Below are 21,972 nucleotides of genomic sequence, written 5' to 3' on the forward strand. Positions count from 1 at the left end.
AGGGTTAGCAAGCCCCTCAAAATGAGAATGGGAAGGGTGACGTCATGAGGAGATACAGGTGTGATTATACGTGCCTGACGATTATGCGCGTGTGGGGGTGGGAAAGGCGTGCGGCCTTGTTTCATGCCAAATGAGGTTCAAGGATAGGCGGCAGGGCCGTGGGGCGGCCTTGGTCGCTCAGCCACGCCAGTGTGATCATCAGGCGCGCTAAACAACCATGATCTGTGTGCATAAAATCTTGCGATAAGGTGAGGCTGGCTTTCTTCATGTGGGTGACGTGGGTGAGGATCTCAAGGCAATCATCAAGGCGGGCAGGTTTGAGAAAGCGACCATCCGCTTGTGTGACCACAAAATAGCCCTGGTGCTCGCGGGTAAAGGCGTGAAGGGGCAGGCCTTTGTCGCGAAAAAACTCGGCCCGTGCATGCTCGGCCATAGAAAAATAGTTGGCATAATAAACAATGCCCCACATATCGGTGTGCTGCACGTAAATGCGTTGGCGAAACGTGTGGTGTGCGGCCATAAGGGCGCCCCTCTTTTTGTGTCCAGGCTGCCCCAGCGTTGGCCCAGAATCAATGGAAAAAGCATTAATTTTTTATGTGATTTGAATATGCTGTTAAGTTTGTGGCAATATTCGCCATACATAAATGCCCAAAAGGCAAAAAACAGGGAGCCTTGGTGACGTTCATGGAGGAGATGGATCCTTTTCTGCGCGATCTTGTGGACAAAAACCTGTTGTCTGAAGATCAGGCGCAAACCGTGATGGAAGAATGGCGGGTGCGTCACACGCCCATCGATTATTTGTGCATCGATATGGGGTTTGTGGCGAAAGATGAGCTGTTGCCTCATCGGGCGCGCAACAATCATGTGCAGCTGTCGCAGGGCGGCGATATATGAGGTGATGAAGCCTTGGTTCAGAAACTCACGCTGGCGTTTTGCCAACAATTTTTTGTGCTGCCCTTGGCTTTAAAAGAGAGCACGGTGCACGTGGCCATGGCGGATGTCACCCATGTGGGCCATAAAGATCATGTGCAGCAGGTGTGTCAGGCCAGCCAGGTGGAGGTGGTGCTGGCGGATCGCAGCGATATTCTGGCAGCGCTGAGTTTATATGAAGATCACCAGGCGGCGCGCCCCAGGCCCTCTGCCTTGCTTGTGCCTTTTGCGCAAGGGCGTGCGGCGGGGAAGCTCGGACCTTCATTTTCATCCACGCCGGCTTTCTTTGCATATTGGACACCGCCTTGATGGGGTGTTGCACCCGTTGATGGATATGAACAAACGTCATTGGCCTGTGGTATTGGCAAAACTTAAGGTGATGAGCGGCCTTGAACCCACCGAACACAGGAAACCCCAGCAAGGGCGCATGACAGTCAACATGATGGGGCGTGACATCGATGTGCGTGTGTCAACGCATCCTAGTTTTTATGGAGAACGTGTGGCGGTTCGTATTTTGGATCAAGAAAAAACCTTGTCTCTTCAAGGGTTGGGGTTTGACGCGCGGTCGTGCGAAACGCTTGAAGCGGTGCTTTCTCATCCACAAGGGTTGGTGATTGTGACAGGGCCTACAGGATCGGGAAAAACCACCACTCTTCATGCTTGCCTGCGCCATCTTTCCCACGACTCCCTCAACATCATGACGCTGGAAGAACCGCTTGAGTATCTCTTGCCGTTTGCTACGCAAACGGAGGTGTCAGAAGACAAAGGGTTTGGGTTTGCTGAAGGGGTTGTGTCGGCCTTGCGGCAAGATGTGGACGTGTTGCTTGTGGGTGAGGTGCGTGATGAGGAAACAGCGCACATGGCCATGCGCGCGGCTATGACAGGCCACCGCGTGTTGACCAGCCTTCATGCCCCTGATGCGCTGGGCGCCATCGATCGTCTCTTGGATCTTGGCGTGTCGCGTCACCATATGGCGACTCATCTCAGCTGTTTGATGGCGCAGCGCCTGTTTCGTCCTTTATGTGAGGCCTGTAAAAAGCCAGATGAGGTGTATAGCGATCAGCACACGTTTATCTATCAAGCCCATGGATGTGATCTCTGTGGCCACACGGGCTATCGAGGGCAGCGCGCGTTGCTTGATATTGTGACGGTGGATGCCCCCATCGCCATGGCCATTGAAAATGGGATGACGCGTGCGTGGTTAAAAGAGTTTTTGCAACAAAAGCAGCATCGCTTTCTGACTGATCATGCTCACCGCTATTTGCAAAAAGGTGTGATGTCCCGTCAGGAAATACGACGTGTATTAGGAGAGGACCCGTTGACATGGGAACAACATATTTCAGGGCGCTGTTAGCCGGGCTGAGGCAGCATGTGCCGCTAGCACGGCAATCTCTTTTTTTTATGACCCTTGAGCGGTTTGTGCGCATGGGTCAATCCCCACGCGAAGCTTTGCGGTTGCTGAGTGCCGAAAAAGACCGTTTGCTCGCGCGCCTCAGTCAGCGCTGCCTTGAGGCTATGGAAAAAGGGGCTCACCTTTCTCAGGCACTCGAGGCCTCAGGCTATGCTGTGGCGCCGGTTGTGCTGCCTTTGTTAACGGCGGCCGAAGAAACGGGCACCATGCCAGTGCTGTTAAGGCGGGTGGTGACCTATTTAGACGCTGCGGAAAAAATGAAAGCCGGCACATGGGCGATGGTGCGTTACCCGTTGTTTTCGTTGATGGCTGTGTTGGTGAGCTTTTACTGTCTCTACAGCTTTTTGTGGCCTCAGCTGATAATTTTTGTGGAAGATCGGCCTCAAGATGTGGGGTGGGCCACCGCAAGCTTGCTGTTTTTATCATCGTGTGGCCGCGAAAAGACGACGTTTGTTNTGGCCTTTGTGGGGGTTGTGGGTTTGTTGTGCGTGGTTTTTTTGTATGCCATCGTCACGGGTCGATGGCTTTGGCACAAGATGGTGCTGTCTCTTCCGCTTGTGTCGACGATGATCTTGTCTTTGCGGTGGGCTCACTTTTTTTCGGTGTTGTCTTTGGGCGTGAAGTCGTCTCTTACCTTACCTCAAGCCCTGGCTGTGGCAGAAAAGGTGCTGGATTATGCGCCGCTAACAGAAGCGGTGCAGCATGTGCGTCAGCGTGTGGATAGCGGTCAACCCCTTAGTGAAAGCATGCGCGGTGTTCCGGGCCTCACCCCAGAAGCATTGCATTTTTTGGCCCTGGCTGAACATACGGGAGACATTCAAGAGATCTTTGCCCACATAAGTCATGGCTATCACCTCCAGCGAGATAGGCTGGAAGCGCGTTGGCAGAGCTATATGCCGCTGTTCATTTTGATGCTAACGGGCATGATGTTTGTGTGGATCATTTGTGGCATCGTGCTGCCCTTTTATGACCATATGCTCAACATGTCGTCAGGTGTGGTGCAGACATGAGGGGAAGGGGTGACATGAACGCCTGGCTCTCTTTGTGGTTTCATCGCCGGCGGCTGTATGTCTATGTGCGGCACAACCATCTTTCGGTATGGCAGTATGAGAAAGGCCGGTTTGCACATCAAGGGTCTGCGCAAGAATCCACAGACGTGTTGGCGCAGTGTCTTGAAAAAAATCCCAAGATCCCGGTTTTTTTGATCCTGGAAGCAGAGGACGATGTGTGGGATGTATGCGTGCAGCCGACATCTTGGTATCAAACGTTCCTTGCTTTGTGGCCATGGCAGGGTGCTGGGCCTCGCGATGCTTCATTGGCCACGAAAACCTTTGGTGTGACGTCCACGTTTCATTTGCCCGACGCGTCTTTTGTGTGGGCGTGCCATCGCCTGATTTTGGCCAAGGGGTGTTTGTGCTTTGTGCACAGTTTTTCTGCGTTGTGTGTGGGTTTTTATCGATCTGTATTCAAGGATCAGCAACAGTCAAGGCCTTTACAGAAAGCTCAACCCCACAAGGTGTCCTTATTTTTGGCCCATGTGCGCGCCTTCAGTTGGGTAGGGCTTTTTTGGGATCACGGCAGGATGATCTATGCCCGCCGGGTGGCACGCACGGTTGAGGATAACAGCCGTAACCTTCATACAACGCTTCAAGAAACTGCGCTCTATGGCGCTAAAATTCAGCATCATTATCGTCCCTATAAAAAGGTGCTGTGGCATGAAGAAGGGGCTTTGCCGGATGGCTTGCAGGGTATGGGCGCGTGGGTGAGTCAAGGCTATGAGGACGATTTTTTCATCCGTGTGATTCAAAGGCGGGTGCCCTTCTGGGGATCAAGGCTGCGTCTGACCCCACGCGCTTCATGGATGGGGGCTCTTTTTAAGAGGCTCTGGGCCTCCCCTGTGCGCCTGGCCTGGCACCTTTGGTTTTTTTTAGCCGCTCTTGTAGGGGGCGGGTTGGGCTATACGTATTGGCAAGAGCCTCGGCTGAGGCATCAAGAGGCTGTCGGTATCGCGTCTTATCAGGAGCTGACGAAAAAAAGAGCCGTCTTTCCTTTATCTCTTGCGCGCTGCATGCAGTGGATGGCTGAGCATCAGCAGCATCCCTTAAGGGGATTGAAAAAAATAGCCCCCCTTGTGGGCAAGCATTTTCGCCTGCGTCATGTGTTTTGGCAGGCTGAAAAACCATCTGGACAATCCTTGGTGCTGGAGATGTGCCCGCGCGCCACATCTCCCCAACGGGCTGTGAAGGATTTTCGTGTGCTGGTGGATCATCTGAAGGCTCCTCCCTATGCCGTGAAGGTAGAGGTCATCAGTGATGGCGTTGTCAGCCAATCAGATGCTTTTTATGCCGGTGGGTTTGCTGACAATCATGATCGGGAGATTACCTTTGTGGTGAAAATAGTATGGTAAAGGCTTCTTTTGCGATCAAAGCTTATGGACCTCTTTTCCTGGCTTACACCGGTTTGTTGATGGGGGGGGTTGGCTTTGGATGCGTCTTGAAACACAAGGAAAAGTGCGTCATCTGATGGCTCACCAACAGCGTATGTGCGCGCGCCTTAACAAAGACATCCAGATGCTTCAATCGTGCTGGCCGCGCATGCAAGCGTTTCGTCAGCCCACAAAAAATATGACGTCTCATGTGGATGTGGGAGAAACCATTAAGCAGCTTGCCCGCGCTGAAGGGTTAAGCGATCTTAAGTTTCAAATTATGCCTCATAAGCGCGTTAAGAAAGAGGGGGAAGAGCGCCGCATGCGGGCGATTGTGATTGATTTTATGGCGGACCATGATGGCGCCGTGGCACGCTTTGTTGAGCGCTGCACGCAGGTGTTTCAAGGACAGTTGGTGGCCCGCAGTTTTTTACTTGAGCGAGATGTGCTTGCTCAAGGAGACGGGGAAGGCACGGCCCTTTTGACAGGTTGCTATGTCTTAGATTGGGTGCTGCCCCCGAAAAAAATAGCTTTGAAACGGCGCAAAAAGGGGGTAGGATTTCGAGGTCAATAAACATGTAAGAGGTGGTATGCGCACACTGTTACCCAAGGATTTTTATCTATTGATTTTGCTTTCTACGTGTTTTGCTGTTTTTTTATATTATTTTTTCTTCATTCTCAGTTAATAAGGGGTGAACGTAAGCGATGTTAGAAGGGTTGAGGCGTTGGAGCCAGTCGTGGTCAGCAAAGATGCTCTTGGGCGTTTTGGCGCTGTCCATGGTGGCTTTTTTTGGGTTTGATCGCCTGTTTTTGGGGGGCGGTGACCCTGTGGTGGCCACGGTGGGCAGCCAGAAAATTCGCACGCGTCAGGTGCGCCGCTTGCTTTCCCAGCGTCTTCAGATGATTCAGGCGCGGTTGGGGCGTGAGATGTCAGCAGCCGAAATTCAGCAGAGCCAGGTGATTTTTTCGGTGTTGCGTGAGTGCATCAGTCAGGCATTGCTTGATTTAGAAGCCGATCGTTTGGGGTTAGTGGTTTCAGATGCCATGCTCAAAAAAGCACTGATGGGCACCTCTTTTTTTCAAGACGATGAAGGGTGTTTTTCACAGGCAAAGTTTCAGCGCTTTTTAAGGGAGCGCGGCTGGGAAGAGCGCACCTTTTTGACCATGCAGCGAGAGGCCATGCGCCGACAGCAGGTGATGCGCACCTTGGGGTGTTTGGTGTATGTGCCGTATATGTTGCCAGAGATGAACGTGTTGACTGAGCATCAAGAGCGTTTAGGGGCTGTGATGACATTGTCGCCAGCACGTGTGACGGTGCCTGAGCCTTCACGCCAAGAAGTGGAGACCTTTTTTAAGGACCATGCCGCCCAGTTTGAGAAACCAGCGCAGTGCGGGTTTTCGGCTCTCGCCATTTCTCCGGACTTATGGAAGAAAGAGTCTCTTTCTGATACCGATATGAGGAAGAAAATGTATGACCTGATGGAGGTGGTGGAAGATCATCTCTATGGCGGCATGTCGCTGGAAGATGTATCTAAAAAGTTTGGTCTTTCTGTGGTGCGCGTGCCTCTTTTTTCAAAAACAGGTCCGTGGCCCTCTGTGCTTGCCAAGCATTTTCAAGGGGATGATGGGAAAGCCTTGGTGGATTATGTGTTTTCTGAAGATGTGAAACGGCGTCCGCATGTGAAAAGGCTGTCTGAACGCACGTTGGCTGTGGTGAATGTGCAGGATGTGCGGCCCTCTTTTGTGCCCCCGCTTGAGGAGATTCGCCCCGAGGTGGTGACAGCATGGAAAGCGTCAGAAAAGCGCGTGCAGCTCAAACGCTATGGAGAAGAGATGGCGCAAGCCTTGATGAAAAAAGAGGGAAAGAAGGGGTCTTTTGCGTTGCTGCCGGCGGTGACGTTGTCATCCGAGAAGACGCAGGTACCCCCCAAGGTGCAAACAGCTCTTTTTGAAATGAAGCCCGGTCAAATCAAGGTGTCAGAGAGGCGCGATGGGTCGCTGTGTCTTGTGAAATTGCTGGAGATTCGTCAACCGGCTGATGGGATTATTCAAAAGCACCTCGCCTCGCAAACAACCACGGTGCGTGACATGCTGAAAGAAGATTTTGCGTTGGCGTTTTTGTCATCATTAAGGGCACACTACCATGTTCATGTGCATCAGGAGGCCTTGGCGCGGGCAGTGTCGTAACCCTATCAACACGTAAGGAGTGAGGGATGGCTGAACAAAGCGTAAGTCGTGCCACCATCTTAGATGGTCGCGCGGTGGCTGATGGCCTGTTTCCCCGTTTTTGCGCCTTGCGTGAACGTCTTGAAAAGCACCGAGGAAATCCGCCGGGGCTTTGTGTGTTGGCTTTTGGCCATCATCCTCCCAGTGATCTTTATATTGAGCGTAAATCTGAAATGGCGCGTCGTTTGGGGTTTCTGTTTGAAGCCAAACGTTTTGACAATGCCGTGTCGTTGCCTGAAGCCTTGGCTGTGATTGAGGCGGTGAACCGTGATCCGTCCATAGATGGCGTGATTGTACAAATGCCTGTGTCACCCTCGGTGTGTGCCCAAACGCTTTTGGAAGCGGTGTCCCCGCATAAAGATGTGGATGGCCTGCATGCCTTGAATCGGGGCGCGTTATATGCCCCTTCGTCACAAGGGTTTGTGCCGTGCACACCTTGGGGGTGCGTGCAATTGTTAGATCATTACAATATCCCTCTGAAAGGTCGCCACGTGGTGGTGGTGGGGCGTTCTTTGTTAGTGGGACGTCCTTTGGCTGCTTATTGCTTACGTCGTGATGCCACGGTGACTGTGACCCATCGTTACACTCAAGACCTTAGCCTACTTACGCGACAGGCAGACATTGTGTTTGTGGCGGCCGGTGCACACCATCTGATTGATGCGTCTTATGTGCACCCGCAAAGCGTGGTGGTGGATGTGGGGATTCATCGCACACCAGATGGCACCATCACGGGTGACGTGGATTTTGCCTCGGTGGCCCCGCGCGTGAAGGCCATCAGCCCTGTGCCTGGGGGCGTGGGGCCGTTGACGGTGATGGGGCTCATGCATAACACGTTGCAAGCAGCCTATGCCTCGTGCCAGCTTCCTTTCCATGTCTAGCCTAGCACACGTCAGCACCTGGATGCGGCGCGCGGTGTCCATTCTTTTGCCGTTTCGTTGCCCTTTATGTCGCACGACTTTAGACAACCGCGGGCTTTGCGGTGAATGCTGGCGCAAGATTACCTTTCTTTCAGGCCCTTTATGCCAGACGTGCGGCACGCCACTTCCTTTTTCTGTGTCACAACCATTCACGTGTGGGGGGTGTTTGGCGCATCCGCCCCCATTCCAAGAGTTGCGTTCAGCCTTTCTTTATGACGAGCACTCGCGGGCCCTGTTGCTGCATCTCAAAAACCGCCAAGGTCTTTTTTTAATACCTCTGTTGGCCCATTTGCTTATGCGTCTGATGCCCAGCCTCACAGGTCCTTTTGATTGGGTGGTGCCCGTGCCCCTTCATAGAAGGCGTCTGTTTAAACGTGGGTTTAACCAGGCCGCGCCCTTGGCTCAGCAGCTGGCCCAGCATTATGCGTTGACCTATGTGCCGTTTTGTCTTAAGCGTCATCAACACACGCCGTCGCAAGGAGGGCTCAATATTCGTCAACGACGTGACAATGTGCGCACAGCTTTTTCTGTGCCCAGACCATGGCAAAAAGAGGTGGCCGGCAAGCGCATTGTGCTTGTGGATGATGTGTATACTACAGGCGCCACATTATCGGCGTGCACAAGAGGGTTGCTGGCGGCCGGGGCAAAACGGGTTTCTGCGCTCACCCTGGCGCGCACACCGCTCTCTAAAAACCCTTTGGGCTAGCGCGCGCGTTTTTCCTCCATCACGGCTTGAATCAGATCATGCATCTTCTGAGCAGCCTTGTGGCCAAAAAGTGTGTGAAGGGTTTCGGCTTTTTGCTTAAGAAGCTCGGGCTGTTCAAAGGCTTTCTTTAAGAAACGAGCCAGGGTTTTTGGATGGAAGTTTTTTTGGTCCATGAGAAATCCAGCACCATTTTCCTCAACCGTTTGGGCATTGATGTATTGGTGGTTAGCTTTGGCATGGGGATAGGGGACCAACAACACAGGGCGACCACAGGCAGCCACTTCACCGAGTGTGGAGGTGCCAGCACGGGCAATCACAAAATGTGCCTTCGCAAGGGCTGCGGCCACATCGTGGATGAAAGGTGAAAGGGTGACGCGTATAGCCGGTGCAAAAGAAGCTTGGGCGGCGGCAAGATCTTCTTCTCGGCATTGTTGTGTCACCACAAGCCGTTTTTGAGTCTTGGCGGGTAAGAGGCTGAGGGCTTGGGGGATCACATGGCTGAAAACGTGGGCACCTTGGCTGCCGCCTAACACCAACAGGTGAAGGGGGCCCTTGGTGGGACAGTCATAAGGAGAGGGCGTAAAGGCCGCGCGGGTGATGAAGCCCACCCATGTGTGAGGTATCTGGGTTTTGGTCGCTTGTTTTTTCCCCCTCCTCATTTGCAACCAGGTGGCCATATGTTCACACCATGAAGACGGGCCTTCCTGGAGGCTGGGAAAGCCCGTGGCGATGTGGCGCGCAAATGTTTTAAGCCAACGGTTGGTTTGCCCCATCACAACATCGGGTTGATAGAGAATGGTGGGTACGCCCATCATAAATCCCCACATCATAGGCCAAAAGGAAGCAAATCCCCCAAACCCCACAATCATCTGTGGTTTGTGTTTGTAAAGACTGAAGGGCGTGATGATCCCTGTATACATAAACCAAAACAGCGCTTTGATTTTCTGGTGCCAAGATCCTTGAAAATGATAGATAGGAAAGGGCTTGCATGACGACAAGAGCGCTTGATGCTCGTTTGTGAGGTAACGCAAACCACGCATGTCTGTCATCAGTGATAGGCGATGGTGGGTGTGCATTTCTTCGGCCATGGCGATGGCGGGAAACATGTGCCCCCCTGTGCCGCCTGCGGCGAATACAATGCGCTTGGGGGTGGATGACGATCGTGGGGGCGGGGACGTTGAACACATAGGACTCATCTCATATGTTGGCCTTGTGTTCTGACAGGGTGTGGTTGCAGATATGGACAGCTTCGGCTTTTGAGAGCCCTAAGGCTTTGAGGATACTTGTCAGCATTCGTTTCTTCACGGTCAAGGGCGCTTTTTGCATATGAGGATAGCGTGCATAAAAATAGAGAATGGGGTTCAAAGGAGAGAGAGCGGATTCCATAAACCCCGATGCTGTGAGGCGTTGGGCCATTTTTTGAGTGTGGTCGGCATGGGTATCCATTTGGTGGAAAAGCGTTTTTTGCAAGGTAGGATCTTTAATTTCACGCAGACGTGCCACAATTTTGGCTTCCGCTAAATCATCTTCTAAATAGCGTTGAGCACGTTTAGATTCGCTGCGGCATTTTGATTCTGTGAGCACAAGAAAATTGCCGTGTGCATGCCAAAAAATACCATCAATCCCTTGGTTGGAGGCGTTTTGACCATTAATTTTGTGAAAACCGAGGCTTAAAAATGTTAAATCGGTGACGGTTTCGCCCAAGCGCCCACGCTCAATCTTATTGGCGTTTGCCGAAGCACAAAGCGACGAAAAGTTGCGCTTTTCAGGGCCGTGCGTACCATGAAAGGTAATGGTGACAGATGCCTTGCCTTTCTTTTGTAAAGGCATGCGCTTTAGGGGCGTTAAGGGATGTGTGCAGGGCGGAAGGGTTGACACTTGGTGCTTGTTATGGATTTTCCCAAAGGTGCGCACGGCCATGGTGGCAGGATGAAAAGACGGAGACAAGGTGACGTGGCCCAAAAAATCTGTAGAAAAATGTGCATGACGAAAGGCCGTCTTTTCCTTAAGCCTTGGGTTGCGCAAGGGGATATAGTCCACTGATGTCAGTTGTTGCTTTTCTGTATCAAACACGATAATGCGGATACCCTTTTCCCCCGTTTCTTTGAAAGAAAATGTGCCCACATCCATAAAAAGAAGTGACAAGGCTGCGGGGATCGCACTAAAATAAAAGAGAAGTGTTGTATACCACATAGACAACGGGTTTTATCGCACGCTTCCTTTGAGACTATGCCGAATCAGAAGAAAAAAAAACCAGCACGTGTTGTATTTTTAGCAGGGCTCGCCGGTGCCGGCCGGTCGTTGATGCTGAAAACCCTTGAGGATTTGGGGTATGAAACCATTGATAACCTCCCGCTGTTTTTGGCAGAGTCTGTGATTTTTGGGGATGAAACCGCCCAGGCACCTTTTGCCTTAAGCATTGATTTGCGGTCGCGCTATTTTTCTGTGCCGGCGGTGTTTGATTTGCTTGCGAATCTTAAAAAAAAGGGCGTTGCCTATCGGTTCGTGTTCCTTGAAAGTGACGATAGCGTTATTGAGCGTCGCTATCGTGAAACCCGGCGTCATCACCCTTTAAGCACAGGAAAATCGTTGTCACAAGCCATTGAGGCCGAGCGGGCCCTGCTTGCGCCGTTAAAGGATGTGGCCGATCATGTGTTGGATACATCGCTGCTGAACCCCATCGAGCTTAAGGGCCTTGTGCGCAATATCTTTGGGTTTGCCAAACAGCGCCCGGTGGTGTTTGAGATTATGTCTTTTTCCTTTGTGGGCGGGATTCCGCGAGAAGCCAACCTTGTGTTTGACATGCGTTTTCTCAAAAATCCTCATTATGACCCCAATCTCCAATCGCTGACGGGGCGTGATCAAGGGGTGCAAGATTTTTTATTCACCTTGCCGCTTTTTGAATCTTTTGGCCAGCATCTCAAAGCCATGCTGAGTCTTATGTTGCCTTCTGTTGTGGAAGAAGGGCGCGGCATGTTTGTGATTGCCTTTGGGTGTTCAGGCGGGCGTCATCGTTCTGTGGCCATGGCCGAATCTTTGTATAAGTGGCTCTTGGCCCAAGAATTTTATTCCCACATACAACACCGAGAGCTGGATAGCTAAGAGGCCCTTTTCAAGATTTTTTAACGGCACGGCTGTTAGGGTAAGTCTAAGGGGGGTTGTGATGAGTTTTCTTTCATGGCTTATGCGCACACTACACCGGTTGTGTATGCAGCCAAAAGAACGCCTCACGGTTTGTTTGGGGGTCAGTGTTTTTCTCTTCATGCCCATGAGTGGATGAGCCCCCTTTTGCGCGCCTGTGCTCAGGAGAGCCAAGGCCATGAAGTCCGCAGTGTTGTGCTGGGGTGCGTTTTAAGCGCAGGCCTAGGGCAAGCGCCCGCCCGTCAGGCTACCTTAACAGCCGGCCTTCCCGATCACACGCATGCCATGCATATCAATAAGGTGTGCGGTTCGGGCATGATGGCGGTGATTCATGCCTGCCAAGATCTTTATCATGACCCTGCGCAGCTTATTTTGGCGGGTGGCATGGAAAGCATGTCAGGGGCCCCGTGTCTTGTGAATGGACGGTTTGGGTATCGCTTTGGTCACCAAACTGCGCAAGATCATTTATTGTATGACGGTCTTGAGGATGCCTATGATGGTGAGCCTATGGGCTGTTTGGCCGAAGATGTGGCGACCTCTCACAAGTTAAGCCGCGATGTGCAAGATGACTATGCCATTCACAGTGCAAAAAGAGCTCTGGAGGCGGATGAAAGCGGTTTTTTTGATCAAGAAAGGATGCCCATCAAGGGGCACAAGCACACCCTGGACCGTGATGAAACCTTGAGTCGCGTTAAGGTGGAGCGTGTCAAAACATTGACCCCTGCCTTTAAAAAGGACGGCACGATTACCCCCGCCACATCAAGTGCGCTTGCCGATGGCGCGTCTGTGCTGGGGTTAACCTCATGGTCTCATCTGAAAAACACACAGCTTCAGCCACGTGCAGCCATTGTGGGGTGGGCCTCTTTTTCTGGGCCTCCCCGTGCGTTTACACTGGCGCCTATAGGCGCTGTGAATCAGCTTTTGCACGACCTTTCGTGGCGCGTGGAAGATGTGGATGCCTGGGAGGTCAACGAGGCCTTTGCCGTGGTGCCCTTGGCGCTGCAAAAGACATTAGGGCTGTCACAAGACAACCTCAACATGTGGGGCGGCGCGTTGGCACTTGGCCACCCTTTGGGGTCTTCGGGTTCGCGCATTTTGGTCACCTTGCTGCATGTTCTTGAACATACCCAAGGCCGCCGTGGTGTGGCGGCGATTTGTATTGGGGGGGGCGAAGGGCTCGCCGTGGCCATAGAGCGTATCGATCGTGAAGGTTGACCACGGGTTAACCCACCTGTGTTAATGCCAACCCCAACCATAGATGCCGGCCAAGAGAAGCGCGCCTAACACCATGCGATAGGCCCCCAAGGCTCTTAAAAAAGGTGTGTTGATAAAAGATATTATTACATGAATCACCACCATCCCTACACAAAAGGAAGAGAAAATCCCAAGCGCCATGATATCCAACGCCAACTCTGTTCCTGAAGTGAAAAGCGCATATCCTTTGAGCATAGAGGCGCCTGCTAGGGTGGGCAGTGCCATGAGAAACGCAAAACGCACGGCATCTTGACGTTTATAGTGACTAAGTCGGCCATAGGTCATGCAAATGCCGGATCGTGAAACACCATGAATAAATGCCAAGCATTGTGCCAGGCCCCACCCTAAGAGTGCTTGGCTGCGTGAGATGTCTTTAATTTTATATTTTTGCGGAAAAAAATCAGCCATGACCAGCAAAGCGCCAAACAACAGCGTCATCCAGGCAATGATGTCGAGGCGCTCAAACACAGTGCGCCCCAGCGTTTTGTTGAGAAAAAACCCAAAAAAGATCGCCGGCAAGCAGGACAATACCAGGATAGAAAAAAAAGATGTGTCTTCGGGACGTTTGCGTTGCGTGGCGATGGAAAGGCTGCCTCTGATCAGCTGGCCTACCTCTTTTTTAAAATACACAAGAAGGACGCCTAAGCTTCCAAAATGAACGGCCGTCTCCATAAATGGAGGAACATGCGCGAGGTCAAAAAAACGTTCAAGCAAAAAAAGATGGGCTGATGAGCTGATGGGTAAAAACTCACTGACGCCCTGTAGCGCCCCATAGAAAAAAACATCGATATAAGACATATCACAGCCTTTCTTGCACACATGGCCTTTTCTCGCTTCCGTCTTTTCTATATGATTTTTTTTAAGAAGCCGAGCTTTTTTTCTTATGTCTCTTCCCCTAAGACAAAAACAGGAACACACGCTTTTCTATTCATCCCTGTGCCCCTTTTCGCGTAAAATTCGGCTTCAGTTGGCGGAAAAAAAGATGATGTGGCGCGCGTTTGAAGAGCGTTTGTTTGCGCCTTCTGAGAAGCTATGTTCTCTCAACCCAGAAGGGACGACGCCCGTGTTGGTGATGGGCGGGGATGTGCTTGTGAAGAGCTATGCAATCCAAGAGTATATTGAAGAAAGGGTGCCCGATTTTTCTCTTTTGGGCGACAAACCCTCTGCGCGAGGAGAAGTGCGCCGTCTGCTCAGCTGGTTTGATGAAAAGCTTTTCTATGAGGTGACACAAAAGTTTTTGAATGAAAAAGTGATCAAAAGAAGCCGCGGGAATTGTGAGCCCGATGCTTCTGTGTTGCGCCAAGCCCGTCAAGCGCTTTATGAGCATATGGATTATATTGGCTGGCTTTTTGATCGCCGAAGCTGGCTGGCGGGATCCCAGCTGACCCTGGCGGATTTGGCCGCCGCCGCACAGCTTTCTTGCATTGATTATTTAGGGGATGTGTCGTGGGACAAATATCCCAGCACAAAGGAGTGGTTTGTGAAAATGAAATCACGCCCTTCGTTTCGCCCCTTGCTGATGGAGTCTTTTGTGGGCATTATTCCCAGCCGCACTTACCGCATGTTAGATTTTTGATGTCCTGGAGAGGGTCACCAAAGCACGTGGCTTATCGCAAAGGTGTGTGGGGTGAACGCCTGGCCGCGCTTTTCTTGCAACTGAAGGGGTATCGCATTCTTGCCAGACGTTACCGAACGCCTGTGGGTGAATTGGATGTGATTGCGCAAAAAGGCGCCATGATTGTGGCTGTTGAAGTGAAAAAGCGGGCCACTCTTCGTGAAGCGCAAGAGATTCTTGCCATGTGCAGCCATCAACGCATGTATAGGGCGCTGTCTTTTTACTTGACCCATCATGGTCGCTATGCCACCTATGATATAAGATTGGATGGTGTTTGCTTAGGGGCATGGTTTTTTCCCGTTCATATGCGTGGCCTCTCGCGCTAGCGTCTCTTTTTTGTGCAAGTGCGTGTGATCCCGTGACCTTGGCGGTGGGCACAGGTGTGGTGGTGGGCGCAGCGGCTGCAGAAGATCGAGGGGTGAGCGGTGTCTATTCAGACACAAAGATTCGCACACAAATTAACTATCGTTGGCTGAAACATGAGTCCATTTTGATGGACCGGTTGACGCTGTCTGTGCAAGATGGTCAGGTTGTGTTGACGGGCGTGGTGGAAGAGCCGGCATTGAAGGAAAAAGCCGTATCGTTGATTCAAGACGTGCCTGGGATCACCCATATTATTGATGAAATCAAAATCGGGCCCCCTGAAACGTTCAATGACTATAGCCGCGATGCATGGATCACCACCAAGGTGCGCAGTCAGATCTTCCTGGATAAGAAAGTGGCCTCGCGAAACTATAGCATCCGCACCGTGGGGCGCGTGGTGTATATTATGGGTACAGCTAAGGATTCAGCAGAGCTGGCGCGCGTGGTGGCCCACGCTTCCTCTGTGTCGGGCGTGAAAGAAGTGATTAATTATACAGCGGTTAAAGACTAGGAGGTGCATGGGGCTGACGATTGACATTTTTACAGATGGTGCGTGTTTAGGGAATCCTGGCCCTGGCGGTTGGGGAGCTGTGATTCGACGTGGTGAGGATGAACAGGTTCTTTCAGGTGCTGCCTCCCAAACCACCAATAACCGTATGGAGCTTGTGGCGGTGATTGAGGCGCTGCGCTTTTTGGCGCCTGATCAGAAAATCACCCTTTATACCGATAGCCAATATGTGAAAAACGGCATCACCGTGTGGATCAAAACCTGGCAGAGAAACGGGTGGAAAACCAGCCAAAAACAACCTGTCAAAAATCAAGATCTCTGGCAATCGCTTCAGGAAGCGTTGACAGATCATGACGTGGCGTGGGTGTGGGTCAAAGGCCATGCGGGTCACCCAGGCAATGAGCACGCCGATCGCGTGGCGCAAGAAGCGGCGCAAAGGGCTTTTGTGGAGAAGCTTTCTTGAGTCAAGAGGTGCCGCCTCGCACTGTGGTACGGATTGTGGCAACACACGAAGAAGGTCAACGTCTAGACCGTTTTGTATCACGTCATTACCCATCTCTGCACATGGGTCTTGTGCAAAAAGCCCTGCGTTGCAAAGACATACGCGTGAACGGTCTACGGGCAGCGCCTTCGTATCACCTAAGGTCGGGTGACGAGGTGCGCCTTTTCCGCGGGCTTTTGAACACAGTGACAGATGCAGAAAAAGAGGCTCAACAAAAGGCACGCCTTCATGACAGGCATCAAGAACTGGCGGACCAGCTTCGAAAGCAATGCTTACTGGAAACGGATACCTTCGTGGTGATCAACAAAAGGTATGGCCAGGCTTGCCAAGGTGGTACGGGGGTTGATGTAAGCGTGGATCGGGCGCTTGAGGTTCTCTATGGCCAAAAAATGTATCTTGTGCATCGCTTAGACCGTGAAACCTCAGGCGCGTTGCTGGTGGCCCGCCAACCCTCAAGTGCACGGTTTTTTATGTCGGCTTTTTTAGCACGCCGCATACACAAAAGCTATATAGCGCTTTTGATGGGTCATCTGCCAGATTCTATGGAGGGTGGGGTCTATACCTCATGGATGAAAAAAGAAGCTTTGGGCCGTCATGAGTCGATGCATCATTATGATACCCATCGCCCCGGAAGCCAAAAGGCTGAAACGCGTTTTTTTGTGCTGCAAAAAAACGATACGCATTCGCTTGTGTGTATGCATCCTTACACGGGTCGTCGTCATCAGTTGCGAGCGCAAACCAAAGCCTTGGGCGCCCCCATTGTAGGCGATGCTCGTTATGGCGAAGGCGTGACGAAAGGGCCTCTCTTTTTACATGCGCGGTGCCTGCGGTTTCCGTGCCCTATTTCAAAAAAAGAGTATAAGGTTGAGGCCCCGTTTCCCACCTTTTTTAAGGAAAGGCTTGATCAGCTAGGGTGGCAGGATGCGGCCTTATCGGCGCCAAAAGGCGGGCGTGAAAAGAATCAGGACCGTTAAAAATTCAAGGCGCCCCAAAAGCATGCCCAGCGTCATCAGCCACTGCGTATGTTCAGGCAGATTCATAACATGGAAAGAGGTGAAGTGTGAGCCGCAATTAGAGAGAATGCTGGCACTTAAGGTCAGGCTTTTGGCCTGTGAGAATCCTGATAAGGTGAACCCAATGGCAAACAGGATGTAAAGCGCCAAAAAAAGAACAAATAATGTCAAAACAGCATAGACTGTGTGTGTGTCTACGTTTTTTTTGCGATAGACCGGCGTGAAGACACCGTGGGGAAAAATCATTTTATAGATTTGGCTTTTGATCACACGATAAATAATCTGAAAACGAAAGATTTTGATGCCCCCCGATGTGGAGCCCGTGCATCCGCCAATCAAACAGAGGAAAATGAAAAAGATTTGCAGCGAGCTGGCCCATTCTTGGAAGGCGGCATCATGAAATCCCGATGTCGTGACCATAGAGACCGTATGAAAAATGCAGGATTTGACGTGCATGACCGTGAGATCGTGCGTGGTGATCCACATCAACCCCGTGGTGATGATGGAGGCAAAAATCATTGTTTTCAGATAGGCTTTGACTTGTGAGTCTTGCAGATAAAGGGAGATGTTGCCTGAAAAAATTTTCGCTAAAAGCAACAAAGGCGAGGCAGATAAAATCATGAAAATAAGGATGACCCACGGCACATAGGGTGTATTGAGGTAGTGGATAGAACCATCAACCATAGGCATGCCCGACGTGGATATGGTGCTTAGACCATAACAAAAGGCTTTAATAAAGGGCAGACCGCTCAACCAAAGGAACGAAATGCAAAGGGTGGTGAGCCCCATGTAAAGCCAAAAGAGAAATTTGGTCACCTGTGAAATTTTGGGAAAGAGCTTTTCATAGTGGCTTGAGGATTCTGTCGCAAAAAGCTGCATGCCGCCGATGCGCAGAAAAGGAAGCAAGGTGATGGCCATGAGGGTAATCCCCACCCCGCCCAGCCACTGTAACAATCCGCGCCACACAAGAATATAGGTGGGGGTGGTGTCAAAATTCAGAAACGTGGAGATCCCCGTGGTGGTCAGCGCTGACATGGATTCAAACAGGGCATGGGAAAAGGACGGCACATTGTGTGACAGCATGAAGGGCAGGGCGCCAAACGCGCTGATAGCCACCCAGGCTGCTGTGGTCAGGAAAAAGGCCGTGCGAATGTGGAGCTGGGGTACACTGCTCGTTCGATAGGCAAAAATCAACAGCCCGCCCACAAACAAAGAGCACATGCAGGATTTCAGAAAGCCATTGACATAGGGCTCGCCTAGATAGCTGCCCACACTCAGGGGGATGAGCATAAAAAGAGAGAGAATGATCAGCAAAATGCCGATCACAAAGGCCGACGGACGTATATCAAGGGGAGCAAATTTCATAGCCATGACGTCCTGTCACACATGGTGCACGGTTATACCACGTTCATGGTCTTGCGTCGCGCCTCTTTCAATGTTTTGAAATCATCACCCGCATGATAAGAAGAGCGTGTAAGAGGCGAAGAGGCCACCATAGAAAACCCTTTTCCAAGCGCCATCTCTTTAAAATCGGCAAATTCTTGAGGCGTGACATAACGATGCACAGGATAGTGGTTGGGGGTGGGCTGGAGGTATTGGCCGAGGGTTAAAAAATCGACATCCGCCACACGCAAATCGTCCATCACCTGATAGAGCTCATCATGGGCTTCCCCAAGGCCCACCATCAGACCTGATTTGGTGAAGAGCGTGGGCAGCTTTTCCTTCGCTTCGGCCAGCAACGACAGGCTGTGAAAATAGCGCGCGCCGGGCCTGACATGAGGATAGAGCCGCGGCACCGTTTCTAGGTTGTGATTAAACACGTCAGGCTCGGCCTCTAAAATCAGATCCAGCGCCCCCTTTTTGCGCAAAAAGTCAGGCGTCAGCACTTCAATGGTGCTGGCAGGGGCGGCCTTTTTGATGGCGCGGATGGTGTTGGCAAAATGAAGGCTGCCGCCGTCTATCAGATCATCTCTGTCCACAGAGGTGACCACCACATGGTGAAGCCCCAGCTCTTTGACCGCGGCTGCCACATTCTCAGGCTCTGCCGGGTCCAGCGGGCCAGGCTTACCCGTGGCAATGTTGCAAAACGCACACGCCCGCGTGCAAATGGCGCCCATAATAATAAAGGTGGCATGCTTTTTCGCCCAACACTCCCCAATGTTGGGGCATGCTGCCTCTTCGCACACAGTGTGCAGCTTGTGATGCCGCACCTTGTGCACGGTTTCATGATAGGCCTTGGATAGCGGGGCCTTCACACGCAGCCAATCCGGCTTGGCCAAAGAGGGATTAGGCTTTGAAGACATGGGAAGCAGACGAAAAGAAGGTTGGGTCTGGCACAGCCAGCGGGGCCGTTAAGGGCTCGTCTTGGAGCTTTTGTTCTAAATGGTCACTTGTGTGGGCCAGCATGGCCTTGGTGATGCGTTTGGCCAAAGATCGCTTTAGCGAGGTGATGTCATCTTGCACCTTTTTCTGATATTGCGCCCGCAGCGCAGCGATGGTTTGGGCCCCATTCTTCTGGATATGCGCGATTTGAGCTTCCTGGCCTTCTTTGATGTGCGCAAGACGGGCGGAAAGAGCTTGCGCTTCCTTTTGCGCCTGGCTCAGCAAGGCTTCGGCCTCTTTTAACAATGTTTCGGCCTCATCCGTTTCTTGCATCACGTGGTCCTGATACTTCGCAATGGCCGCCATCAAGGCCCGCCACAACTGTTTGGCAAACAGGGCAAAAAACACCACAAACGCCGCCAAAACCCCAAAACTGGCACTGTGAAGAAAAGCGGTCATCGGTCCGGTCATGGGTGGTCTCCTACGTCTGCCGTTGATAGGCCTGGTGAGCTTTTTGCCACAAAGTAGCGGCCATTTTTTGGGTCAAAGGTTCAATATCACGCAACTGGGCCGCCATTTTTTTCTCTAAGTCTTTTGCCGCCTTATGGAGCTCAGCCGCCGAGGCCTCAGCCAGGGCGTGCCGCTCTTGCCGAATCTCTTCATGCGTGGCCACCAAGGCCTCTTCCACATTTTTTTTCACCTTGCGGCGCTCGCGCTCCACATGCGACGCCTGAAGCGCCAAGATATCCTCGGCCTGCTGCTCCAGCGTGCGCGCCTTGGCCACCAGGCTTTGAATACGCGCCTTGCGTGAGGCAAACACGCGACCCATGGAAGGAAGCAACTGCCAAAGCCCCACCCACAAAATGCCAAAAGAGACAAACAGCCAAAACAGCTGCGAGCTGTAGGTGGCGACATCAAGCTGCGGCATCCCGCACTCCCCTTACTTAAAGAGAATGAGAAAGGCAATCAACAGCGCAAACAGCGCCACAGCCTCGGTGAGGGCAAAGCCCAAAATACCGATCTTAAACACCTGGGGCTCCACCTCAGGGTTGCGCGCCACCGCATTGATCAGCGTAGAGAAAATATTGCCAATGGCCAGCCCCACCCCAAAAAGAGAGATGACCGCAAACCCGGCCCCAATCATGCGCGCGGCTTCAACATCCAACATAAATCAACCCTTCCTATTCATCATGATCTGCTCCATGCAAGTAAAGTGCATCAGAGAGGTAAATACAAGTCAAAATCGTAAACACATAGGCTTGAAGGAACGATACCATAAACTCAAACCCCATGAGAAGCACATTAATCACCAGCGGCGCCACGCCCCACAACCCCAAGGCCACCGTAAACCCGCCAAACACCTTGAGCATGGTGTGTCCCGCCATCATGTTGGCAAACAAACGCACCGCCAAGCTGAACGGGCGCGACAAATACGACAACACCTCCACCGGAATCATCAGCGGCCACAACAGCCACGGCACCCCCGGCGGCAAAAACATGGCCAAAAACCGACCCTTGTGCTTAACAATGCCAATGGCCGTGATAATCAAAAACAACAACCCCGCCAGCCCAAAGGTGGCAATAATGTGGCTGGTAAAGGTGAAGCCATAGGGAATCATCCCCAGCATATTGCCCATCAACACAAACATAAACACCGACGCAATCAGCGGAAAAAACGGCAGCCCCTTATCCAGGTTCGTCTCCCCCAAAATGTCGGCCACAAATTGATAGCCCATCTCAAGCACCGCCTGCCATCGCCCCGGCTTGGTGTGATAAGGCCGCCCGATCCACAAAAACACCAGCGGCAAACACGCCGCCAACAGCATAAACGCCGCCGCATTGGTGAGCGAAAGATCCACCCCCCCCACATGCAGGGGCACCAGCGTTTTGATCAAAAATTGATGAAGGGGACTTTCCTGCGGCACCACGACGCTCACTCTCTTTCACACGTGGGGCTAGTATAAATCCTTTCCGCGGTTTCGGTCAACGCGCCCGTTAAGCCCTCTTTTTCAGGTCATGCCTGTTCAGGGTATGCCGTTTGTGTGACAAAAATGCCACACCCTGTGCCCCTTGGGCGCGGGCCTTCCCTTTCGCATATGAGGCCGCAAGAAAGGCGTTTCCCTTTCCTTTCTATCCCTGGCTGGCCCTTGTGTTGCGCACAGCAGCATCATGACGGGCAAGCACGCCACATCATGGGGGTGGGGCGTCGATCTTTATCAAATTTTTACAATTTTTTTTGAAAATCCCCCAAAAAAATCTCCAAAAAACACATAAAAACATCGCTTCTCGCCAAAAGTGACGTATTATGTATCTGCTAAGTACAAAAAAATAATGAGGGAGTGCTTGATGAGAAAGATTGTTTCGATGGGGGTGGTATCGGCGTTGTTGTTGGGGGCGTCGTTGAATCTGGCAGCGGTGGATGATCTAGATTTTGCTCCTGGCCCTTGGGGAGAATTGAAAAGTGTGTCGAAATATCCTTCAGATGGTCCCGTGAAGCTCGCCACCAAGCTTTATAATTCTTATGGAGACGCGTCCCACCAGGATATCCTGGGCATGGCAGAGGATTACGCAGCGCAAAAGCAGCAGGTCGCCGCTGATGATGTTGATGATGTCGTTGCTGGGGATAGCATGACCACGCG

At 51.9% G+C, this 21,972-nt stretch carries 28 protein-coding genes; 18 read left to right on the plus strand and 10 right to left on the minus strand.

The features are described 5' to 3' along the window. Positions 1-121 precede the first annotated feature (121 nt). Positions 122-520, minus strand: coding sequence for a YbgC/FadM family acyl-CoA thioesterase (locus IG82_RS0104625; RefSeq protein ID WP_031934401.1), 399 nt, complete (start codon positions 518-520; stop codon positions 122-124). A 173-nt stretch (positions 521-693) separates the two neighbouring features. Between IG82_RS0104625 and IG82_RS0104630 the strand changes: the two genes are divergently transcribed. The 10 genes from IG82_RS0104630 to IG82_RS0104670 all read left to right on the plus strand — a co-directional run bounded on the left by IG82_RS0104630 (position 694) and on the right by IG82_RS0104670 (position 8,615). Continuing rightward, positions 694-894 carry a hypothetical protein gene (locus tag IG82_RS0104630; protein ID WP_156095384.1) on the plus strand — a complete coding sequence of 67 codons (201 nt, stop codon included), beginning with the start codon at positions 694-696 and terminating at the stop codon, positions 892-894. Positions 895-906: 12 nt separating this feature from the next. After that, the gene (locus IG82_RS0104635; protein WP_031934403.1) at positions 907-1,239 is read left to right on the plus strand and encodes a GspE/PulE/PilB domain-containing protein; all 333 of its coding nucleotides are present in this window, start codon (positions 907-909) and stop codon (positions 1,237-1,239) included. Next, positions 1,169-2,284: a GspE/PulE family protein gene (locus tag IG82_RS0104640; RefSeq protein ID WP_172642905.1), complete on the plus strand. Its 1,116-nt coding sequence runs from the start codon at positions 1,169-1,171 to the stop codon at positions 2,282-2,284. Before IG82_RS0104635 ends, IG82_RS0104640 begins: the two co-directional genes overlap by 71 nt. Beyond that, positions 2,254-2,796 (plus strand): type II secretion system F family protein (locus IG82_RS07250; protein ID WP_216476156.1); only part of this gene is annotated, 543 nt, incomplete at its 3' end. The genes IG82_RS0104640 and IG82_RS07250, both read left to right, overlap by 31 nt. Positions 2,797-2,907: 111 nt before the next feature. Further along, positions 2,908-3,351 (plus strand): type II secretion system F family protein, encoded by a 444-nt coding sequence (locus IG82_RS07410; RefSeq protein ID WP_408605317.1) that lies wholly within the window; start codon positions 2,908-2,910, stop codon positions 3,349-3,351. Positions 3,352-3,365: 14 nt separating this feature from the next. Then, entirely contained in the window at positions 3,366-4,748 is a 1,383-nt protein-coding gene (locus IG82_RS0104650) for a hypothetical protein (RefSeq protein WP_156095385.1), read from the plus strand. A gap of 79 nt (positions 4,749-4,827) precedes the next feature. Further along, entirely contained in the window at positions 4,828-5,340 is a 513-nt protein-coding gene (locus IG82_RS0104655) for a hypothetical protein (protein WP_031934406.1), read from the plus strand. 131 nt (positions 5,341-5,471) lie between these two features. Continuing rightward, positions 5,472-6,953 carry a peptidylprolyl isomerase gene (locus IG82_RS0104660; protein WP_031934407.1) on the plus strand — a complete coding sequence of 494 codons (1,482 nt, stop codon included), beginning with the start codon at positions 5,472-5,474 and terminating at the stop codon, positions 6,951-6,953. A 26-nt stretch (positions 6,954-6,979) separates the two neighbouring features. After that, positions 6,980-7,870 carry a bifunctional 5,10-methylenetetrahydrofolate dehydrogenase/5,10-methenyltetrahydrofolate cyclohydrolase gene (locus tag IG82_RS0104665; RefSeq protein WP_031934408.1) on the plus strand — a complete coding sequence of 297 codons (891 nt, stop codon included), beginning with the start codon at positions 6,980-6,982 and terminating at the stop codon, positions 7,868-7,870. After that, entirely contained in the window at positions 7,839-8,615 is a 777-nt protein-coding gene (locus tag IG82_RS0104670; RefSeq protein ID WP_082192077.1) for a ComF family protein, read from the plus strand. The genes IG82_RS0104665 and IG82_RS0104670 overlap by 32 nt, the downstream gene beginning before the upstream one ends. On the opposite strand, the gene IG82_RS0104675 is transcribed toward IG82_RS0104670, so the two are convergent. Both IG82_RS0104675 and IG82_RS0104680 read right to left on the minus strand, forming a co-directional pair. Further along, positions 8,612-9,811 carry a UDP-N-acetylglucosamine--N-acetylmuramyl-(pentapeptide) pyrophosphoryl-undecaprenol N-acetylglucosamine transferase gene (locus IG82_RS0104675; RefSeq protein ID WP_031934410.1) on the minus strand — a complete coding sequence of 400 codons (1,200 nt, stop codon included), beginning with the start codon at positions 9,809-9,811 and terminating at the stop codon, positions 8,612-8,614. The genes IG82_RS0104670 and IG82_RS0104675 overlap by 4 nt on opposite strands. 1 nt (position 9,812) lies before the next feature. Beyond that, the gene (locus IG82_RS0104680; protein WP_156095386.1) at positions 9,813-10,808 is read right to left on the minus strand and encodes a hypothetical protein; all 996 of its coding nucleotides are present in this window, start codon (positions 10,806-10,808) and stop codon (positions 9,813-9,815) included. Between the two features lie 36 nt (positions 10,809-10,844). Between IG82_RS0104680 and rapZ the strand changes: the two genes are divergently transcribed. Together rapZ and IG82_RS0104690 are read left to right on the plus strand one after the other, a co-directional pair. Next, positions 10,845-11,717, plus strand: coding sequence for an RNase adapter RapZ (gene rapZ / locus IG82_RS0104685; protein ID WP_031934412.1), 873 nt, complete (start codon positions 10,845-10,847; stop codon positions 11,715-11,717). Between the two features lie 75 nt (positions 11,718-11,792). Beyond that, positions 11,793-12,971 (plus strand): thiolase family protein, encoded by a 1,179-nt coding sequence (locus IG82_RS0104690; RefSeq protein ID WP_031934413.1) that lies wholly within the window; start codon positions 11,793-11,795, stop codon positions 12,969-12,971. A 21-nt stretch (positions 12,972-12,992) separates the two neighbouring features. On the opposite strand, the gene IG82_RS0104695 is transcribed toward IG82_RS0104690, so the two are convergent. Next, a complete protein-coding gene (locus IG82_RS0104695) occupies positions 12,993-13,808 on the minus strand; it encodes an undecaprenyl-diphosphate phosphatase (protein ID WP_031934414.1) in 816 nt (271 codons plus the stop codon). An 85-nt stretch (positions 13,809-13,893) separates the two neighbouring features. On the opposite strand from IG82_RS0104695, the gene IG82_RS0104700 reads away from it, so the two are divergent. From IG82_RS0104700 to IG82_RS0104720, 5 genes are read left to right on the plus strand one after another with little or no spacing between them, the layout of a single operon-like run. Next, positions 13,894-14,586, plus strand: a complete 693-nt coding sequence (locus tag IG82_RS0104700) for a glutathione S-transferase family protein (protein WP_052545723.1) — start codon at positions 13,894-13,896, stop codon at positions 14,584-14,586. Positions 14,587-14,612: 26 nt separating this feature from the next. Continuing rightward, a complete protein-coding gene (locus tag IG82_RS0104705; RefSeq protein WP_216476157.1) occupies positions 14,613-14,951 on the plus strand; it encodes a YraN family protein in 339 nt (112 codons plus the stop codon). A gap of 32 nt (positions 14,952-14,983) precedes the next feature. After that, positions 14,984-15,499, plus strand: a complete 516-nt coding sequence (locus IG82_RS0104710; RefSeq protein WP_052545724.1) for a BON domain-containing protein — start codon at positions 14,984-14,986, stop codon at positions 15,497-15,499. Positions 15,500-15,506: 7 nt separating this feature from the next. Beyond that, positions 15,507-15,959 carry a ribonuclease HI gene (gene rnhA, locus IG82_RS0104715; RefSeq protein WP_031934418.1) on the plus strand — a complete coding sequence of 151 codons (453 nt, stop codon included), beginning with the start codon at positions 15,507-15,509 and terminating at the stop codon, positions 15,957-15,959. Then, positions 15,956-16,972, plus strand: a complete 1,017-nt coding sequence (locus IG82_RS0104720; RefSeq protein WP_031934419.1) for an RluA family pseudouridine synthase — start codon at positions 15,956-15,958, stop codon at positions 16,970-16,972. The genes rnhA and IG82_RS0104720 overlap by 4 nt, the downstream gene beginning before the upstream one ends. Here IG82_RS0104720 and IG82_RS0104725 read toward each other — a convergent pair. The 6 genes from IG82_RS0104725 to IG82_RS0104750 are packed head-to-tail and all read right to left on the minus strand — an operon-like array spanning position 16,928 to position 21,270. Then, positions 16,928-18,382, minus strand: coding sequence for a TrkH family potassium uptake protein (locus IG82_RS0104725; protein WP_082192078.1), 1,455 nt, complete (start codon positions 18,380-18,382; stop codon positions 16,928-16,930). The genes IG82_RS0104720 and IG82_RS0104725 overlap by 45 nt on opposite strands. Before the next feature lie 26 nt (positions 18,383-18,408). Next, complete coding sequence (lipA, locus tag IG82_RS0104730; RefSeq protein ID WP_052545725.1) at positions 18,409-19,314, minus strand: lipoyl synthase; 906 nt, start codon at positions 19,312-19,314, stop codon at positions 18,409-18,411. Then, positions 19,298-19,804 carry a F0F1 ATP synthase subunit B gene (locus IG82_RS06700; RefSeq protein WP_040333163.1) on the minus strand — a complete coding sequence of 169 codons (507 nt, stop codon included), beginning with the start codon at positions 19,802-19,804 and terminating at the stop codon, positions 19,298-19,300. The genes lipA and IG82_RS06700 overlap by 17 nt, the downstream gene beginning before the upstream one ends. A gap of 10 nt (positions 19,805-19,814) precedes the next feature. Further along, positions 19,815-20,261: a hypothetical protein gene (locus tag IG82_RS0104740; RefSeq protein ID WP_031934422.1), complete on the minus strand. Its 447-nt coding sequence runs from the start codon at positions 20,259-20,261 to the stop codon at positions 19,815-19,817. 12 nt (positions 20,262-20,273) lie between these two features. After that, positions 20,274-20,498, minus strand: a complete 225-nt coding sequence (locus tag IG82_RS0104745) for an ATP synthase subunit C family protein (protein WP_031934423.1) — start codon at positions 20,496-20,498, stop codon at positions 20,274-20,276. 16 nt (positions 20,499-20,514) lie between these two features. Then, positions 20,515-21,270, minus strand: coding sequence for a F0F1 ATP synthase subunit A (locus tag IG82_RS0104750; RefSeq protein WP_332840774.1), 756 nt, complete (start codon positions 21,268-21,270; stop codon positions 20,515-20,517). Positions 21,271-21,697: 427 nt separating this feature from the next. Here IG82_RS0104750 and IG82_RS07260 point away from each other — a divergent pair. Continuing rightward, positions 21,698-21,972: hypothetical protein (locus tag IG82_RS07260; RefSeq protein WP_216476159.1), on the plus strand; the 275-nt coding region annotated here is incomplete at its 3' end.

It is taken from the genome of Candidatus Hepatobacter penaei (assembly GCF_000742475.1).
In the GTDB taxonomy this organism is placed as follows: domain Bacteria; phylum Pseudomonadota; class Alphaproteobacteria; order Holosporales; family Hepatobacteraceae; genus Hepatobacter; species Hepatobacter penaei.

Excerpts from the sequence above, each read along its gene's own strand:
- IG82_RS0104625 (WP_031934401.1), bottom strand. The coding sequence starts at position 520 with ATGGCCGCACACCACACGTTTCGCCAACGCATTTACGTGCAGCACACC.
- IG82_RS0104630 (WP_156095384.1), top strand. The coding sequence starts at position 694 with ATGGATCCTTTTCTGCGCGATCTTGTGGACAAAAACCTGTTGTCTGAA.
- IG82_RS07410 (WP_408605317.1), top strand. The coding sequence starts at position 2,908 with ATGATCTTGTCTTTGCGGTGGGCTCACTTTTTTTCGGTGTTGTCTTTG.
- IG82_RS0104650 (WP_156095385.1), top strand. The coding sequence starts at position 3,366 with ATGAACGCCTGGCTCTCTTTGTGGTTTCATCGCCGGCGGCTGTATGTC.
- IG82_RS0104655 (WP_031934406.1), top strand. The coding sequence starts at position 4,828 with ATGCGTCTTGAAACACAAGGAAAAGTGCGTCATCTGATGGCTCACCAA.
- IG82_RS0104660 (WP_031934407.1), top strand. The coding sequence starts at position 5,472 with ATGTTAGAAGGGTTGAGGCGTTGGAGCCAGTCGTGGTCAGCAAAGATG.
- IG82_RS0104665 (WP_031934408.1), top strand. The coding sequence starts at position 6,980 with ATGGCTGAACAAAGCGTAAGTCGTGCCACCATCTTAGATGGTCGCGCG.
- IG82_RS0104670 (WP_082192077.1), top strand. The coding sequence starts at position 7,839 with ATGCCTCGTGCCAGCTTCCTTTCCATGTCTAGCCTAGCACACGTCAGC.
- IG82_RS0104675 (WP_031934410.1), bottom strand. The coding sequence starts at position 9,811 with ATGAGTCCTATGTGTTCAACGTCCCCGCCCCCACGATCGTCATCCACC.
- IG82_RS0104680 (WP_156095386.1), bottom strand. The coding sequence starts at position 10,808 with ATGTGGTATACAACACTTCTCTTTTATTTTAGTGCGATCCCCGCAGCC.
- rapZ (WP_031934412.1), top strand. The coding sequence starts at position 10,845 with ATGCCGAATCAGAAGAAAAAAAAACCAGCACGTGTTGTATTTTTAGCA.
- IG82_RS0104690 (WP_031934413.1), top strand. The coding sequence starts at position 11,793 with ATGGCTTATGCGCACACTACACCGGTTGTGTATGCAGCCAAAAGAACG.
- IG82_RS0104695 (WP_031934414.1), bottom strand. The coding sequence starts at position 13,808 with ATGTCTTATATCGATGTTTTTTTCTATGGGGCGCTACAGGGCGTCAGT.
- IG82_RS0104700 (WP_052545723.1), top strand. The coding sequence starts at position 13,894 with ATGTCTCTTCCCCTAAGACAAAAACAGGAACACACGCTTTTCTATTCA.
- rnhA (WP_031934418.1), top strand. The coding sequence starts at position 15,507 with ATGGGGCTGACGATTGACATTTTTACAGATGGTGCGTGTTTAGGGAAT.
- IG82_RS0104725 (WP_082192078.1), bottom strand. The coding sequence starts at position 18,382 with ATGGCTATGAAATTTGCTCCCCTTGATATACGTCCGTCGGCCTTTGTG.
- lipA (WP_052545725.1), bottom strand. The coding sequence starts at position 19,314 with ATGTCTTCAAAGCCTAATCCCTCTTTGGCCAAGCCGGATTGGCTGCGT.
- IG82_RS06700 (WP_040333163.1), bottom strand. The coding sequence starts at position 19,804 with ATGACCGGACCGATGACCGCTTTTCTTCACAGTGCCAGTTTTGGGGTT.
- IG82_RS0104740 (WP_031934422.1), bottom strand. The coding sequence starts at position 20,261 with ATGCCGCAGCTTGATGTCGCCACCTACAGCTCGCAGCTGTTTTGGCTG.